The sequence below is a fragment of the Pseudomonas sp. AB39(2026) genome (genome assembly GCF_059831485.1).
Genome location: NZ_CP195212.1, coordinates 3075333 through 3091037 on the forward strand (window position 1 = coordinate 3075333; position 15705 = coordinate 3091037).

Here is a 15705-nt window from a genome sequence, read left to right on the forward strand (position 1 = left end):
AGCAGTTTATGGCCGCAATCAGGTTACGCCCTTACAGGGCTCGGCAGCGGCAATGCTAAAAGGCGCTCGTCCAATAGGCCCAGGCCCTCCTGAAACAACGCATTACTGCGCTGTGTATCGCCCAGTTGCGCCAACAGCCTCGCCAGCTCGGCACAGGTCTCGGGGTTACGCTGACAACGCAGGCTGGCTTCCAGGTAATCGCGTGCCTTTCCCCATAGCCTGTCCTGTAGGCATAGGCGCCCCAAAGTCAGTAGAAGGCTGGGGTCCTGTGGGTGCGCTTTGAGCAGGCTTTCGGCAAAGGCCACCGACTTCGCAGGTGTGTCCCCTGCCACCAAGCCATACTGGCGCACCAAGTGGCTGTCATAGCTGCGTTTCAGCGCATTGCGTACCACTTCTTCAGCTTTCGCTGAAGCACCCAGACGGCGCAATCGCTCAGCGTAGCTGAGCACCAAGGCAGGTTCGTGGCGTTGGTTGGCACTCAGTTGCTGCCAGGCGCTATCCAGTTCCACTTCATTAGCAGCCTCGCCTTCGAGCCCACCTGACAGCAACCGTGAACCCACTGCCTGTTGCTCAAGCGCCGCGATATCTTCGGGACGCATTACTTTGTGCTTGCGCAGTTCCGGCAGCAGGCGAACCAGGGTAGGCCACTCTTGGCGTTGCACACAGACACTCGCCAATTGCCGCAGCACCTGGGTATTCCCTGGATAGCGTTGGTGCATCACCTCGAGCGTTGAAAAGGCCCCTTCGCTGTCTGCGCGATCGACCTGCAACTGGGCGTGGTTCAGCGCCACCGCCAGCTCAGCCTTGGGTTGACGCGCCAAAGCCTTCTCCAACAACGCATCACTTTGATCGTAAAAGCCTTGCTCGTTAGCCGCGCGCGCGGCGCCCAAGTAATAGAACAGCGGGTACTGCTCATTTTCAGCAGCAAGCGTAAGGTGCTTTTGCGCACTGGCCCAGCGGCCCTCGGCCAGGTCTACCTGGCCACGCGCGATCGCCGAATGCAGCCGGCGCTTACGGTTGCGACGCGACCAGGGATTTACCATCCCTCCCGAAGTGGCCAGCATGCGGAACACGCTGACGAGCACAAAGCCTATCAGTACCAAGGCCAGCAGGGCTGCCAAGGTGGTCCAGAGGCCTGACTCATAACGGAATACGTGTGGGTAGTCGATTAGTACGTAGCCGGGATGGAGGGAAATGCTCAGGCCGATCACTAACGCGAGCGCGATCGTGACAAACAGCACCACGTACAGGCGCTTCATGGCTGACGCTCCTGTGTTTCAGCCGGCTGATGACGACGTGCCATGTAGGCTTGCAGCGCCGCCAGGCTACCTGACAGGTCCGGGGTATCCACGGTCACACGACTGGAAGCCAATTGCTCCAGTTTCAATAGCACACTGGCGCTTTGGGTGTTGTCCTGGTTGAAGTTTGCTGTAAGCACCTCACGGGCCTGTGCTACCGCCTGCTTGAACACAGGTTGCTCACCGTTCAAAGCGGCCCATTGGGCCTGCTCAAGGGCAAGGCTTAGTGCTAACCGTACCTGCGTAAGGCTTTGCCCAGCTAGCAATGGCCGCACGTTGGCATCCGGGTTGAAATCAATACGGAAGAAGCTGGAAATACGTGCCCACCATTGCCGCCAATGCAGTGTGCTGTCGTCTTCGACGGCATTGACTGCATCACGATCGGCTTCGAATTGTGGTGCAAGCACAGAGAGCTGGGCTGCCTGCTCACGCAGGGCCGCAAGCTGCAGGAACAGCCCGGTACGGTCAGGCTGCTCCGTAGCCTGCAGTGCAGCCAAGCTACGGGCAAGTTGCTCGCGGGCAGCGAAGGCATTGGGATCATCCTGCTCACGCAGAATATCATCGGCGCCTTGAACCAGTGCACGAGCGCTGTTCACATCCTGAAGCGCCGATAACCTCAGGCTTGCCAGGCGGACTAAGTGTTCGGCCTCAGCCAGCCTCCAATCCTGCCGGCTTGCGCCCAGTACAGTTTCCATACGCTGCCCGAGGCGCTGTTGATCGCCTTGGAGCTGCGTAATCAGCCGGCGCCGTTCTTCAAGTTCGCTGGCTGTTGGCAGCTGAGCCAGTCGCTCGTCAAGGCTGCGTGCCTGGCTGGCAAGTTCACGACCGTTGGACGCCAGGCTTTCTACCTGGCTGCCTTGCTGCTGCTGGCCGGCACTAAGCTGGCGCAGTTGCCAAGCGGCCCACCCGCCTACACCGAGGCCTGCTGCAGCTACCAGCAAGGCGAGCACGGCGATACCTCGACCAGCGCGTGGGCGCGTAGCAGCGTTACGGGCAGCAGGCGGCGGTGTTGCTGAACCCTGTGCAGGCTTGAGAGGCTCGCGTACAGGCTCTGGCCCTGAGGCCGAAGCTTTTGCCGTACTTGATACCGGCTCCCCTACCGGTGTCGGCTTAGGGAGAGGGCCTTTAGAGTCGTTAGGTGGGACTGTTTCGCTCACGTATCCTTCCTTTGTCGAGGGGCGCGGTTCACGGGCTTAAGGTGGACAGGGCAGCCATCAGGGCAACGCTACCTGCGCCGCGGCAGTTGATAGGATTACGGCAGCCTAGCGATCGTGCAAGGCCAGCCACGCGTTCGCTAGGCACGAACAAGGGCCGCGCTGCAAGTTCAGGCCAGGCAGTACCGGCAACACGGTACAAATGTTCCAGCCCCTGACCACTGCTGACCACCGCGCCATTCAGGCGTTCCGCTTGCAGCCGTTGGGCAACTGCATCAGCAGGATAGTCAGGCGCGCTACGCCGGTACAGTTCGAGGTATTCCACAGCAATACCTCGGTCGCCCAGGCGCTCGGCTAACCACTCTCGCCCCCCTTCTCCGCGCAATATCAATACGCGGGCGTCAGGCCCGCCTATCGCGGCCTCAAACGCAGGTAATCGCCACAAGGCTTCGCTGTCATCCCCCCGCGGAGGGAACTGCGGCTTCAGGCCAGCCTGCTCGAGCACCGCTGCAGTAGCGGCGCCCACGGCAAACCAGGCTGGGCTGGTAAGGGTTGGGGCAGGGCTTAAAAAACGCACGCCTAGCTGGGCCGCCGGTTTGCTCACAACCACCACAGCGGTGAAGCGCTTCAAGTTGGGAGGCGGGGCCAAGGACGCTACTGGGCGCGGCTCTATCAGCAGCATGGGCATGGCACTGCCGTAGTGGCCCTGATCTGCCAATTCAGCTGCCAGCGCCTCACACTCGGCCTGTGGGCGCGTTAGCAGCAGCCGCCACATGCTCAATGAGGTTCGCTGCCTGCATAAACCTCGTCCAGAATAACTTTGGCACCTTTGGCCAGTAGTTCATCCGCAATACTGCAACCCAGCGCTTCGGCGCTAGCCATGGGCGCCCGGCCCTCGGCGTGCAGCAAGTGAGTGCCATCTGGCCGCCCTACCATCCCCCGTAGCCATACCTGCTCACCTTCCAACACTGCATAAGCCGCAATGGGCACCTGACAGCCGCCGTTGAGCTGTTTGTTCATGGCGCGTTCAGCGTCTACACGCACGGCGGTAGGGCCATGATGCAAAGGCGCAAGCAAGGTATGCAGCACGGCGTCTGCAGTGCGGCACTCGATGCCTACAGCACCTTGCCCACCTGACGGCAGGCTGCTTTCAACAGAGAGCGTGTCCCGGATCCGGTCTTCAAAGCCCAAGCGAATGAGCCCGGCCGCCGCGAGAATAATGGCGTCGTATTCACCGGCGTCGAGTTTGGCCAGGCGCGTATTGACGTTACCTCGCAAAAAGCGGATTTGCAGGTCTGGCCGGTATGCAAGCAACTGAGCCTGGCGCCTGAGGCTGGACGTGCCGACAATGCTGCCTGCCGGAAGGTTTTCAAGGCTGGCGTAGGTAGTGGATACGAAGGCGTCTCGGGGGTCTTCACGTTCACAGATGCAGTAAAGGCCAAGCCCTTCGGGAAAATCCATAGGTACGTCTTTCATCGAATGCACAGCGATGTCTGCACGGTCTTCGAGCAACGCTGTTTCCAGTTCCTTTACGAACAGGCCCTTGCCGCCGATCTTGGCCAACGGCGAGTCCAGTAGCTTGTCGCCTCGGCTGACCATAGGTACCAGAGTGACTTGCAACCCTGGGTGGGCGCGCTCAAGGCTGGCCTTTACATAGTTGGCCTGCCACAAGGCAAGTGCGCTTTTGCGCGTGGCGATGCGAACCGTTCGAGCGTGCATGGGGAGACACCAAAGCCAAAATACGGCCAATAATAACATTTCCCCACGGCCAGGACCGCCCCGCGCCCCTATCGGCCCGATAGAGGCCTGTTCGTCAGGGGCAACGGCAGATGACTCAAAGTTGCTGCATTATCTTGCGTACACCTGCCACATGGCGGCGGCTGACAACCAAGGCGTCACCATTGAGCCCCTTGAGATACAGCTGGAAGTGACCCACAGGCGTACGCTGAAGTTTTTCTATGCGCTCCCGGGCCACTAGTGCGTTACGGTGGATACGCACAAAACGGTCGCCAAACTCATCTTCGAGGGCCTTGAGGGGTTCATCCAATAACACCTCGCCACTCTCGTGGCGAAGCGTGACGTACTTATGATCGGCAATAAAGTAGATGACCTGATCCATGGGAATCAGCTCAATGCCCTTGCGCGTGCGTGCGCTGATATGCGTGCGAGGGCCCGTGCTGCCAGCACTGGCGGCTGGCCGGGTAAGTGCGGCCAGTGTCAACCGGTTGGGGCGTTCTGCTCGTTTCAAAGCGTCAGACAACTTGTCCGAACTCACTGGTTTCACGAGGTAGCGAACTTCGTTGTTTTCGAAGGCGCTGACGGCAAACTCGTCCTGCCCGGCACAGAATACGATGGCCGGTGGAGCGTCTCGCTCACAGAGCTTTGCAGCAACCTGCAGGCCATCAAGGCCGGGCATGCGGACGTCCAGCAGCACCACATCCGGCTTAAGGCTATCAATCAGCGTCAAGGCCTCGGCGCCGTTTCCTGCGCCTGGTTCTAGGACGCTGTACCCTTCGAGGTCGCTGACCATTCGGCTCAGTTTCTCGCGGGCCATGGGTTCGTCATCAACGATCAGGACATTCATAGAGTGCCGGATTCCTGGGTAAGTCTTGCGGATAAAAAGCGGAAACAGGTGAGCGGGCAGCCGTGACGGCGCTCCACGCTGAGACTGGCACTTGTATCGAAAAGTGCCATAAGCCTCAGCGATCTCTCAACTGCGCTTGCAGGCATAGGTGTTAAAGCCGCTATCGCAAGGGGGATGGTCCTGTTATTGGGGCGCAACTGATCTCTCCCTGGTCGCCTGCCATTGGCCCCCCACAGGGGCACGGTCCGTGCTCGTGGCGCCAAGCCTTTGAACGGGCCGATGCGCGAGATTGCGGCGTCCTTCTCACTGTAGACGCTTGTTAGCGGAATATTGCTCAATCGCCCTGCCTCCTTTTAGCCATCGGCTAAACGCTGGCCGGGCAACGGCGGCACGCGGCCCTTGCAGGGCAACCCTGCTATGATGCAGACCTCCCGTTCGAACCTTTACACGAGCCTTTCATGAGCACCGACAAGACCAATCAGTCCTGGGGCGGCCGCTTCAGCGAACCCGTCGACGCCTTCGTCGCCCGTTTCACCGCTTCGGTCAGCTTTGACCGCCGCCTGTATCGCCATGACATCATGGGCTCGGTGGCCCATGCCACCATGCTGGCACAAGTGGGGGTGCTGACAGCGGCAGAACGAGACACCATCGTTGATGGGCTCAGTACCATTCAGGCCGAGATCGAAGCCGGTGAGTTCGACTGGCGCACGGACCTTGAGGACGTGCACATGAACATCGAGGCCCGCCTCACCGATCGCATTGGTGTCACGGGAAAAAAATTACACACCGGCCGTAGCCGTAACGACCAGGTAGCCACGGATATCCGCCTATGGCTACGTGACGAGATTGACCTCATTCTGGCCGAGATCACGCGCCTTCAGGAAGGCTTGCTGACCCTTGCCGAGCGCGAGGCCGGTACCCTCATGCCAGGCTTTACACACTTGCAGACGGCACAGCCTGTGACGTTCGGCCATCACCTGCTGGCCTGGTTTGAAATGCTCAGCCGGGACTACGAACGTCTTGTCGATTGCCGCAAGCGCACCAATCGTATGCCATTGGGCAGCGCGGCCCTGGCGGGCACCACCTACCCTATCGACCGGGAAGCAACCTGCGCACTGCTGGGTTTCGAAGCCGTAAGTGGAAACTCGTTGGACGGCGTATCCGATCGGGATTTCGCCATCGAATTCTGCGCGGCGGCCAGCCTGGCCATGATGCACCTGTCACGCTTCTCCGAAGAACTGGTGCTGTGGACCAGTGCGCAATTCCAGTTCATCGACCTGCCGGACCGCTTCTGTACGGGCAGCTCCATCATGCCTCAGAAGAAAAACCCGGATGTGCCGGAGTTGGTACGGGGCAAGAGCGGCCGCGTGTTCGGCGCGCTGATGGGCCTGCTCACCCTGATGAAGGGGCAGCCTCTGGCCTATAACAAGGACAACCAGGAAGACAAGGAGCCGCTGTTCGACGCCGCCGATACCTTGCGCGACTCGTTGCGCGCATTTGCCGACATGGTGCCGGCTATCAAGCCCCGCCCGGACATGATGCGCGAAGCCGCGCTACGCGGTTTCTCCACCGCCACAGACCTGGCCGACTACCTTGTACGCCGTGGCCTGCCCTTCCGTGATTGCCACGAAATCGTCGGCCATGCCGTAAAATATGGCGTAGACACTGGCAAGGACCTGGCCGAGATGAGCCTTGAGGAGCTGCGCCAGTTCAGCACCCATATCGATGACGATGTATTTGAAGTGCTGACGCTGGAAGGCTCGGTGAACGCCCGTGACCATGTGGGAGGCACTGCGCCTGCACAGGTAATGGCAGCTGTTATCCGTGGCCGCTCTCTGATCGCCCAACGCTAAGGCCTGACCATGAACGACGAACTCAACGATGAAGACTTTGCCGAGGCAACCCTGACCGAGGCCATCCGCAATCAGCTGGAAAACGGCGCCCCCCCGGCGGCCAAAGCCACTTTCAACAAACTCAAACTGGTGGGATACGAAGAAGACGATATCCTGAACCTCATGGCCCACGTGCTGGCGATCGAAATCGACAACATGCTCAAGGCCGACCGCCCCTTCGACGGGGCATGGTACGAGGCGGCGCTTCGTGCGCTACCTGAACTTCCTGAAGAGGAAGCCTGACCCGTCGAGTGGCCCAAGGGGCATGCCCAAAGTGGTCATGCCCTATCGACGACAACAACAATAGCGAGGCCGCTTCATGACTTACAGCCCGGAATTGATTGCCGAAATCGAATTGCTGTCCCTGTTCAACCTTGCCAATACCCAGGAAGGGTTGAAAGTCCATCATACGGCGGCCCCTGCCGCCATTGCAGCAGCGTTACGGCTGCACGACAAAGAGCTGCTCACCCAGCCCGATGGGGGCTACCTCACCAGCCTTGGCCTTGAAGCTGCCCGACATGCGCAAGCGCTCACCACCATACTGACAGCCACAGAAAACGCCTGACCACGCTCAACCCTGAGCCAAACCAGCCGATAACGCCTGTAGGTCGTTGTCGGCCTGATGGCCTGAGCATGAGATGACCCGTACTCGCGAGATCCGCCCTGACCTGGGTACAGGCATCGATCGCAAGGTGCTGGCCCATTTGCGCCAGCGTTTTCTTACGGTCAATGCTGGTCGCCTTGAGCGCGCCCTGGAAGGGTTCGGCAGCCGCCAGCAATCCGTGCTGCGCCTGTTGCCATTACTGTTCCACGTGAACCACCCCTTGCTGCCTGGCTATGTTTCGGGGTTTACCCCAGCAGGCCTGAGTGCGTACGAGCCCGACGAGGAGACCCTGGCCGAAGCACAGCGCCTTACCCGCTCTTTCAGCTACAAGCCACGTCGAGATAATGCCCCTACGCCTGTTCAGGGTCTCTTTCTGATGGGGAGCCTGGGCAGCCTGGCCCAGGAAGAAGGCAGCGACATGGATGTATGGGTGTGCCATGCCTCCGACCTTGACCCTCAAGCGTGCGACGAGCTGCGACGCAAAGGCCAGGCTATCGAGGCCTGGGCCGAGAGCCAGGGTGCTGAAGTACATTTCTTCCTGATCGACTGCGAGCGCTTCGTTCGGGAGGACCGCGACAACACCCTCAGTTCGGATGACAGCGGCACGACCCAACACTACCTGCTGCTGGACGAATTTTACCGTACCGCCATCTGGCTGGCCGGGCGCACCCCCCTGTGGTGGCTGGTACCCGCCTATGAGGAAGCGAATTATGCAGCCTTCACCCAAGCCCTGTTGAGCAAGCGGTTCGTTCGCCAACAGGACGTACTGGACTTGGGAAACCTGTCACGTATTCCGCCAGGCGAATACGTCGGTGCTGGCCTGTGGCAACTGTTCAAGGGCCTGGAGTCCCCCTACAAGTCCCTGCTCAAGCTGTTACTGACAGAGGTGTACGCCGCGCAGCATCCCGCCGTGCAGTGTGTGAGCCTGCAGTTCAAGCAGGCGGTGTATGCGGGCCGGCTGGCGCTGGATGAGCTGGATCCTTACCTGATGGTATACCGCCGTATCGAAGCGTACCTGCTCGCACGCAGCCAACACGACCGGCTGGAGCTGGTACGGCGCAGCTTGTATGTGAAGGTGAACCGGAAGGTCAGCCTGGCGCGCCCTGAGCGCACCAAGAGCTGGCAGCTATGCGTTATGCAGCAACTGGTGACCGAATGGCATTGGAGCGAGCAACAGATTCGCCTGCTAGACCACCGTAACCAGTGGAAAGTGACTCAGGTCATTTATGAGCGCCAGGCACTGGTGGGCGAATTGAACAACAGCTATCAATTCCTCACGCGCTTTTCGCATGTGCAACAGGCCAGCAGCCCGGCCAGTCGCAAGGACCTCAACGTGTTGGGGCGCCGCCTCTATGCGGCCTTTGACCGGCGTGCCGGCAAGGTTGAACGCCTGAACCCTGGCATTGCGCCCGACCTGGCCGAGCACACCCTTACCTTGGTGGAGGTGCCTGATCGCCGTGAGGCAGGAAAGCGCCTCTGGTGCCTGTATCGCGGCAACCTTGGCGCATTTGAGTACGAGTACCACACACCGTTGAAACGCAGCCATGAGCTGATCGCGCTGCTTACCTGGGGGCACCTCAACGGCATTATCGATACGGCTACCCGTATCGCGCTGCATCCGGGGGCGTCGGACCTGTCGGAGCTTGAGCTGTACCATGTGCTAGGCGCCCTGCAGCGCGCGGTCGCGCTGCCTATGCCGGCTGTCAGCGAGGCACAGTTGCTGCAACCTAGCGTGCCGGTCGAGGTGCTACTGATCGTAAACGTGGGCGTGGACCCGCTCAGGCATCACCGGGAACTCAACATTCTGATGACCACGGAGCGCACCGACTCGCTCAGCTACGCTGCCGCAGGTGACAACCTTGTACTGACCTTGGACCAAGTGACTGTGAACAGTTGGAACGAAGTGCTGTACCACCGCTATGACAGCCGCCACGCCTTGCTCGACTGCTTGCGCGATTACCTCAATGGGCTGTCGGAGCGCGAGGCGCCCAGGCTGCAGGTAGTCTGCTATTGCCACAACCGCGCCCACGCGATCAGCACACGGGTGCAGGACCTGTTTGACACCGCCGTGCAGCTGCTGGCCCGCGACCTGGGGCACCGTTACCTGATTCAGGTCCAGCAACAGTACCATGTGCTGGAGCTTGCGCCCGGCCATGTCCGTCACGTGCCGCTGCCAGGCCTGCCTGTGCTGCTTGACTACCTGGCCAGGCCTCTCAAGCGTTACAGCCCCCTGCATTTGGACACCTATGCCCTGGCCGGCCATGAGCTGTCACTGATATTGCCGCACGCTCACCCTGATTGCGTGCAGGTTTTCTACAGCCCGCAGGGAAACGAGGCGCTAGTGTACGTACTGGATGAATACAACAGCCTGTGGCTCCAGCCATTTGCATTCCATGATGAGGCTGGGCTATTGCTGCCACTGCAACGCTTTCTTCGCAGCGTGGCATATCGGCGCGAAACCCGAATGGCTGCCGATGGCCATCCTGCCCTTGGCACGTTGTACTACCGAATCAACAGCGCACCAGGGCAGCGCCGCACCGTCGAACGCCGCCATCTTTCAGAGCCTGACGGCAGCAGCGGCTTCTACGCCGTGCAAGCCATTCTGCACAAGAAGCCAGGAGGAGCGCCCCGTGTCAGCTTGTTCTGCAACCAGAAAGAATTCAGCGAGGCAGAGCACGGTGACAAGCTGTACCTGGAAGTAGCCCGCGTAATTCTGCAGCAACGGCACGGTACCGAGGGCTACCGCTGCTACATCACAGACCTGGATTTGTCTGGGCTGAGCGGCGACCAGCAACTGTCCAGCAACACCTACCTACGTTACAAGGCCACGTTGGAGGAAGCGTTGAATGGGGCCTTGAAGGGCCTGTGATCGGCCTGAGCTATGCCCAGCCCTACAGCCATGGAAACGTCTGAGCCTGTCACTTTCTAAACGTTGGCCTTGCGCTGCTCGGCCAATGCTCGAATCTCACGCCGGCGCTCGTCGCTGGCCGCACGCCATTCGCGGATATGCTCCACATGGCGATAGCAACCCTGACAATAGCGGTCTTCATCCAGCTTGCACAGGCTTACACAGGGCGACTTCACGGCCGTGCTGATATTGCTGTAGAGGGGTTTGGCGGCCATCAGATGTCGTCGAAGTCCAGTTTTTCGCCAGATTGTTCGAACACAATCCTCACCAGCATTTCATTGAGCAGCTCGTCCGAGGAATCGCACATCCACTGCCGCGACTCTTCGCTGTAATCGAAGTGAAAGCCCCCTGAACGGGCGGCCAGCCAGAGCTGGCGCAGGGGTGCCTGACGGCTGAAGATCAGTTGGGTGCCATTGTCGAAACGCACGGTCAGCACACCGCCGGAGCTTTCCACATCTACATCCAGGCCACTCTCGTCGAACACGTCTTCCAGGGCTTCCTGGGTCTTGTCCACCAGATCGTGGAAACGCGCTTCAGTCAAACTCATGAGCAACCTCAAGTATCGAACGGGCCAGACAACTGCGGCACGATACGAGCAGATCCAGGCGAATGCAAAGACTATCGGCCAATGGGCTGCCGCCCGGCGGGGTGGTCATTTCGTAGGCAAGCTGGCGGCTCGCCGGTATACTCGGGCGCAACTGACGGTTTATACAAAGGATTTCGCCATGAAGCGCCTGATCGCCTCATTCGCTGCGCTTGTCGCGGTTGCCTGCCTCGTGTCCGCCTGTGGCCAGAAGGGCCCGCTGTACCTTCCAGACGACGCCAAACACGACGGCCACAGCCAGTCGCAACACGAATAAGGGTCGATATGAACGCTTTTCAATACCGCGACGGTGAGCTGTTCGCGGAGGGCGTAGCGTTGTCGGCCATTGCCAAGCGCTTCGGCACCCCCACATACGTTTACTCACGGGCCCATATCGAAGCCCAGTACCGCAGCTACGCCGACGCCCTGCAAGGGGTGGATCACCTAGTGTGCTATGCGGTGAAAGCCAATTCCAACCTGGCCGTGCTCAACGTGCTGGCGCGCCTGGGGGCCGGTTTCGATATCGTGTCCGGTGGTGAACTGGAGCGGGTTCTGGCCGCTGGCGGGCGTGCCGACCGGGTCGTGTTTTCAGGCGTTGGCAAAACCCGCGCCGACATGCGGCGGGCGCTGGAAGTGGGCGTTCATTGCTTCAACGTAGAGTCCGCTGACGAGCTTGAGCGCCTGCAGGCGGTTGCCGCTAAACTGAACCTGCGTGCCCCTGTGTCGCTGCGTGTGAACCCGGACGTGGATGCCGGCACCCACCCCTACATTTCCACAGGCTTGAAAGAAAACAAGTTTGGTATTTCCATCGAGCAGGCCGAGGATGTGTACCTGCGTGCGGCGCAATTGCCCAACCTGGACGTGGTCGGGGTTGACTGCCATATCGGCTCTCAACTCACCACACTGGAGCCGTTCCTGGACGCGCTCGACCGTCTGCTGGCGTTGATGGACCGCCTGGGCGAGTGCGGCATTCACCTGCGCCATATCGACCTGGGCGGCGGCGTAGGCGTGCGGTATCGAGACGAAACGCCACCGCCGGTCAGTGACTATATCCAAGCCGTACGGGAACGTACCGCAGGCCGAGGCCTGGCGCTGCTGTTCGAACCTGGCCGCTACATCGTGGCCAATGCTGGCGTGCTGGTGACACAGGTGGAATACCTTAAGCACACCGAGCACAAAGATTTTGCCATCGTCGACGCGGCCATGAACGATCTTATCCGCCCGGCGCTATACCAGGCCTGGATGGACGTAGCTGCCGTGCAACCCCGCGAGGCAGGGAGCCGCGCCTACGACATCGTCGGCCCTATCTGCGAAACAGGTGACTTCCTGGCCAAGGACCGTGAACTGGCTCTGGCCGAAGGTGACTTGCTGGCCGTGCACTCCGCCGGTGCCTACGGCTTTGTGATGAGCTCCAACTACAATACGCGCGGCCGTTGCGCCGAGGTGCTAGTGGACGGTGACACAGCCCATGAAGTCCGCCGCCGTGAAACCATCACCGAGCTTTTTGCGGGCGAAAGCCTGTTGCCGGAGTAATAGCCATGCTCCTGCGCTTTACCAAGATGCATGGCCTGGGCAATGACTTCATGGTGATCGACCTGGTCAGCCAGCATGCGCACATTACCCCCAAGCACGCACGTCAGTGGAGTGATCGCAACACAGGTATCGGTTTCGACCAGCTGTTGCTCGTCGAAGCACCCACCAACCCGGACGTAGATTTCCGGTACCGAATCTTCAATGCCGACGGCTCCGAGGTGGAGCAATGCGGCAACGGCGCGCGCTGCTTCGCACGTTTCGTGCTGGACAAGCGCCTAACGGCCAAGAAGAAGATCCGCGTAGAGGTCAAAAAGGGTGTTATCGAACTGGACGTTCAGAATGACGGCCAGGTTCGCGTAGACATGGGCCCTCCCCGGCTGTCCCCGGCCCAGGTACCGTTCCAGGCTGAGCACGAGCAGCTCACTCATGTGCTTGAGGTAGACGGTGTGGCCCATGACATCGCGGCGCTGTCCATGGGCAACCCCCACGCCGTGATGCGCGTGGACGATGTGGAGTCCGCGCCGGTTCAGGTGCTAGGGCCGCGCATTGAACACCATTCGCGCTTTCCGGAACGCGTCAATGCAGGCTTCTTGCAGGTGATCGACCGTCAGCGGGGCAAGCTTCGTGTGTGGGAGCGCGGCGCAGGTGAAACGCGCGCCTGTGGCACCGGTGCTTGCGCAGCGGCCGTTGCGGCCATTGCCCAAGGCTGGATGGACTCACCCCTGACCCTGGACTTGCCAGGCGGCAGGCTTGCATTGGAATGGGCCGGGCCGGGCCAGCCTGTGTTGATGACTGGCCCTGCCGTCCGCGTCTACGAGGGGCAAGTACGCCTCTGACCATAGGAGCTCAACCACGATGAGTCACGAACCTGATACCAAGGGCGAGGTTGATGCCGCAGCTGTAGTGGCGTACCTGGAGCAACACCCATCATTTTTTGTTGACCATCAAGCGCTGTTGTCCACTTTGCATATCCCCCACCAGCGGGGAGATACCATCTCGCTGGTCGAGCATCAACTGGCCCTGCTGCGTGGTCGCAATACCGAACTGCGGCAACGCCTGGCACAGTTGATGGACGTGGCACGCGACAACGATCGCCTGTTCGACAAGACACGCCGGTTGATGCTGGAGCTGTTGGATGCCACCAGCCTTGAAGAGGTAGTGATGGCCATGGACGACAGCCTGCGTCAGTCGTTCAAGGTGCCTTTTGTAAGCCTTGTGCTGTTTACTGACGTGCCTACCTCAGTAGGCCGCTCGGTCACCCTTGGCGAAGCCCAGCATGCGCTAGGCGCATTGCTAGCCGACCCCCGGCCGGTGACCGGTGCGCTGCGTCAGCATGAGCTGGAATTCCTCTTCGGCGTGGAGCATCCTCAAGTCGCCTCCACCGCCCTTGCGCCGCTGGTCCATCAAGGTGTAATAGGCGTGCTCGCCATTGGCAGCAGTGACGCCGATCATTACAAGAGTTCGGTAGGCACACTGTTTCTGGCCCACATTGCTGAAGTGCTCAGCCGCGTGCTGCCGCGCTTCACAAATATGCCTAGGCCCGTGCGATGACCCTGCAGGCGCAATTGGCGGGCTATTACCACCATCTGCGCACTGAGCGGCAAGCGTCTGCGCACACGCTGGCGGCCTACCGTAACGATTTGGCCAAGGTGGTCGAATATTGTGAGCAAACGGGCGTAGCCACTTGGCCCGAACTCACTGCACCCTTGCTCCGCCGGCTGGTTGCCCGGCTCCATCAGCATGGGCAGGCACCCAAAAGCCTTGCCCGCCTGCTTTCAGCCGTTCGTGGTTTCTATGGTTGGCTATTGCGTGAAGCGCTATGCGATCACAACCCGGCAGTGGGGCTGGCCGCGCCCAAGGGTGAACGCCGGTTGCCCAAGGTACTGGATGCTGACCGTGCGCAACAGCTGCTCGATGGTGGTGTGGAGGATGACTTTCTCGGGCGGCGTGATCACGCCATGCTGGAACTCTTCTACTCTTCTGGCCTGCGCCTGTCAGAGCTGGCCGGGCTTGATCTGACCTCGCTGGACCTTTCCGAGGGCCTGGTAGAGGTACGGGGTAAGCGCAACAAGGCGCGTGTCGTCCCTGTGGGAGGCAAAGCCCGGGAAGCCGTGCGGCAATGGCTGACCTACCGTGGCCTAGGTAGCCCGGTGGACGATGCCCTGTTCATTAGCAAACGGGGAGAGCGGCTAGGGCCGCAAGCCATTCGCCTACGGGTACAGGCCGCTGGGCAACGAGAACTGGGCCAACGGTTACACCCTCACATGCTGCGGCACTCGTTTGCCAGCCATGTGCTCGAGTCCTCGCAAGACCTGCGTGCGGTCCAGGAAATGCTAGGGCACGCGGATATCTCCACCACGCAGATCTATACGCACCTGGACTTCCAGCACCTGGCCAAGGTGTACGATAGCGCGCACCCTCGCGCCAAACGTAACAAGGACACGGAACAACCATGACCATCACGCTGGTGACCTTTGACCTTGATGACACGCTATGGCACACCGCGCCGGTCATTCAGAGTGCAGAAATCGTTCTGCGCCAATGGCTGGCCACGCATGCGCCCCGACTGGGGCCGTTCCCGCCGGAACGCCTGCATGAAATCCGTCAGCGGCTGGTAACGGCTACACCGAGCCTTGCCCACCGCATCAGCTATCTGCGCGAGCAAGTGCTGTTCATTGCCCTGAACGAGGCCGGGTATCCGCAGGCCGAAGCACAAGCGCTGGCTCGCGAAGCCTTCGCAGTGTTTCTGGAGGCGCGCCACCAGGTCAGTTTCTTTCCCGACGCGCCCGCTACCCTTGAGGCTCTGGCACAGCGCTACACACTGGGGGCGCTCACCAATGGCAATGCCGATGTGAGGCGGTTGGGTGTGGCAGATTACTTCAGCTTTGCGCTATGCGCTGAGGACGTGGGCGTAGGCAAGCCAGACCCGCGCCCTTTCGAAGAGGCGCTACGGCGTGGTGGTGCCACTTCAGCCAACGCTGTGCATGTAGGCGACAACCCACATGACGACATTGCTGGCGCCAAGCAGGCCGGCTTCAGGGCCATCTGGTACAACCCGTCGCGACTGCCATGGGAAGGGCAAGCCCTGCCCGATGCAGAGATAGCGACCTTGGCAGAGCTGCCGGCGCTGCTGGCCAGCTGGGACTAAC

At 60.6% G+C, this 15705-nt stretch carries 17 protein-coding genes; 10 read left to right on the forward strand and 7 right to left on the reverse strand.

Annotated features, from left to right (window positions below; genetic code table 11):
* Positions 1–23 precede the first annotated feature (23 nt).
* From ACSAMW_RS14195 to ACSAMW_RS14215, 5 genes are all read right to left on the reverse strand, one after another.
* Entirely contained in the window at positions 24–1259 is a 1236-nt protein-coding gene (locus ACSAMW_RS14195) for a heme biosynthesis HemY N-terminal domain-containing protein (RefSeq protein WP_500590839.1), read from the reverse strand.
* Positions 1256–2455 (reverse strand): uroporphyrinogen-III C-methyltransferase, encoded by a 1200-nt coding sequence (locus ACSAMW_RS14200; protein ID WP_500590840.1) that lies wholly within the window; start codon positions 2453–2455, stop codon positions 1256–1258. The genes ACSAMW_RS14195 and ACSAMW_RS14200 overlap by 4 nt, the downstream gene beginning before the upstream one ends.
* A gap of 28 nt (positions 2456–2483) precedes the next feature.
* On the reverse strand, positions 2484–3233 hold the full coding sequence (locus tag ACSAMW_RS14205; RefSeq protein ID WP_500590841.1) for a uroporphyrinogen-III synthase: 750 nt from the start codon (positions 3231–3233) through the stop codon (positions 2484–2486).
* Positions 3230–4171, reverse strand: a complete 942-nt coding sequence (gene hemC, locus ACSAMW_RS14210; protein WP_500590842.1) for a hydroxymethylbilane synthase — start codon at positions 4169–4171, stop codon at positions 3230–3232. Before hemC ends, ACSAMW_RS14205 begins: the two co-directional genes overlap by 4 nt.
* A gap of 115 nt (positions 4172–4286) precedes the next feature.
* On the reverse strand, positions 4287–5036 hold the full coding sequence (locus tag ACSAMW_RS14215; RefSeq protein WP_500590843.1) for a LytR/AlgR family response regulator transcription factor: 750 nt from the start codon (positions 5034–5036) through the stop codon (positions 4287–4289).
* A 458-nt stretch (positions 5037–5494) separates the two neighbouring features.
* On the opposite strand from ACSAMW_RS14215, the gene argH reads away from it, so the two are divergent.
* From argH to ACSAMW_RS14235, 4 genes are all read left to right on the forward strand, one after another.
* Positions 5495–6889 carry an argininosuccinate lyase gene (gene argH / locus ACSAMW_RS14220; RefSeq protein ID WP_500590844.1) on the forward strand — a complete coding sequence of 465 codons (1395 nt, stop codon included), beginning with the start codon at positions 5495–5497 and terminating at the stop codon, positions 6887–6889.
* 9 nt (positions 6890–6898) lie between these two features.
* A complete protein-coding gene (locus ACSAMW_RS14225; protein ID WP_500590845.1) occupies positions 6899–7171 on the forward strand; it encodes a hypothetical protein in 273 nt (90 codons plus the stop codon).
* A gap of 76 nt (positions 7172–7247) precedes the next feature.
* Positions 7248–7493 (forward strand): TIGR02647 family protein, encoded by a 246-nt coding sequence (locus tag ACSAMW_RS14230; RefSeq protein WP_500590846.1) that lies wholly within the window; start codon positions 7248–7250, stop codon positions 7491–7493.
* 73 nt (positions 7494–7566) lie between these two features.
* Entirely contained in the window at positions 7567–10401 is a 2835-nt protein-coding gene (locus tag ACSAMW_RS14235; protein WP_500590847.1) for a class I adenylate cyclase, read from the forward strand.
* Positions 10402–10457: 56 nt separating this feature from the next.
* Here ACSAMW_RS14235 and ACSAMW_RS14240 read toward each other — a convergent pair whose 3' ends face one another.
* A complete protein-coding gene (locus tag ACSAMW_RS14240; RefSeq protein ID WP_500590848.1) occupies positions 10458–10655 on the reverse strand; it encodes a DUF1289 domain-containing protein in 198 nt (65 codons plus the stop codon).
* On the reverse strand, positions 10655–10987 hold the full coding sequence (gene cyaY / locus ACSAMW_RS14245) for an iron donor protein CyaY (protein WP_168083347.1): 333 nt from the start codon (positions 10985–10987) through the stop codon (positions 10655–10657). The genes ACSAMW_RS14240 and cyaY overlap by 1 nt, the downstream gene beginning before the upstream one ends.
* Positions 10988–11165: 178 nt before the next feature.
* Here cyaY and lptM point away from each other — a divergent pair, with 178 nt between their 5' ends.
* The 6 genes from lptM to ACSAMW_RS14275 are packed head-to-tail and all read left to right on the forward strand — an operon-like array spanning position 11166 to position 15704.
* The gene (gene lptM, locus ACSAMW_RS14250; RefSeq protein WP_168083349.1) at positions 11166–11300 is read left to right on the forward strand and encodes an LPS translocon maturation chaperone LptM; all 135 of its coding nucleotides are present in this window, start codon (positions 11166–11168) and stop codon (positions 11298–11300) included.
* A gap of 8 nt (positions 11301–11308) precedes the next feature.
* Positions 11309–12556 carry a diaminopimelate decarboxylase gene (gene lysA, locus ACSAMW_RS14255; RefSeq protein WP_500590849.1) on the forward strand — a complete coding sequence of 416 codons (1248 nt, stop codon included), beginning with the start codon at positions 11309–11311 and terminating at the stop codon, positions 12554–12556.
* A gap of 5 nt (positions 12557–12561) precedes the next feature.
* Positions 12562–13392: a diaminopimelate epimerase gene (gene dapF, locus ACSAMW_RS14260; protein ID WP_500590850.1), complete on the forward strand. Its 831-nt coding sequence runs from the start codon at positions 12562–12564 to the stop codon at positions 13390–13392.
* A gap of 19 nt (positions 13393–13411) precedes the next feature.
* Positions 13412–14107, forward strand: coding sequence for a DUF484 family protein (locus tag ACSAMW_RS14265; protein WP_500590851.1), 696 nt, complete (start codon positions 13412–13414; stop codon positions 14105–14107).
* Positions 14108–14109: 2 nt separating this feature from the next.
* A complete protein-coding gene (gene xerC / locus ACSAMW_RS14270) occupies positions 14110–15012 on the forward strand; it encodes a tyrosine recombinase XerC (protein WP_500594044.1) in 903 nt (300 codons plus the stop codon).
* Entirely contained in the window at positions 15009–15704 is a 696-nt protein-coding gene (locus tag ACSAMW_RS14275) for an HAD family hydrolase (RefSeq protein ID WP_500590852.1), read from the forward strand. The genes xerC and ACSAMW_RS14275 overlap by 4 nt, the downstream gene beginning before the upstream one ends.
* Position 15705 lies beyond the last annotated feature (1 nt).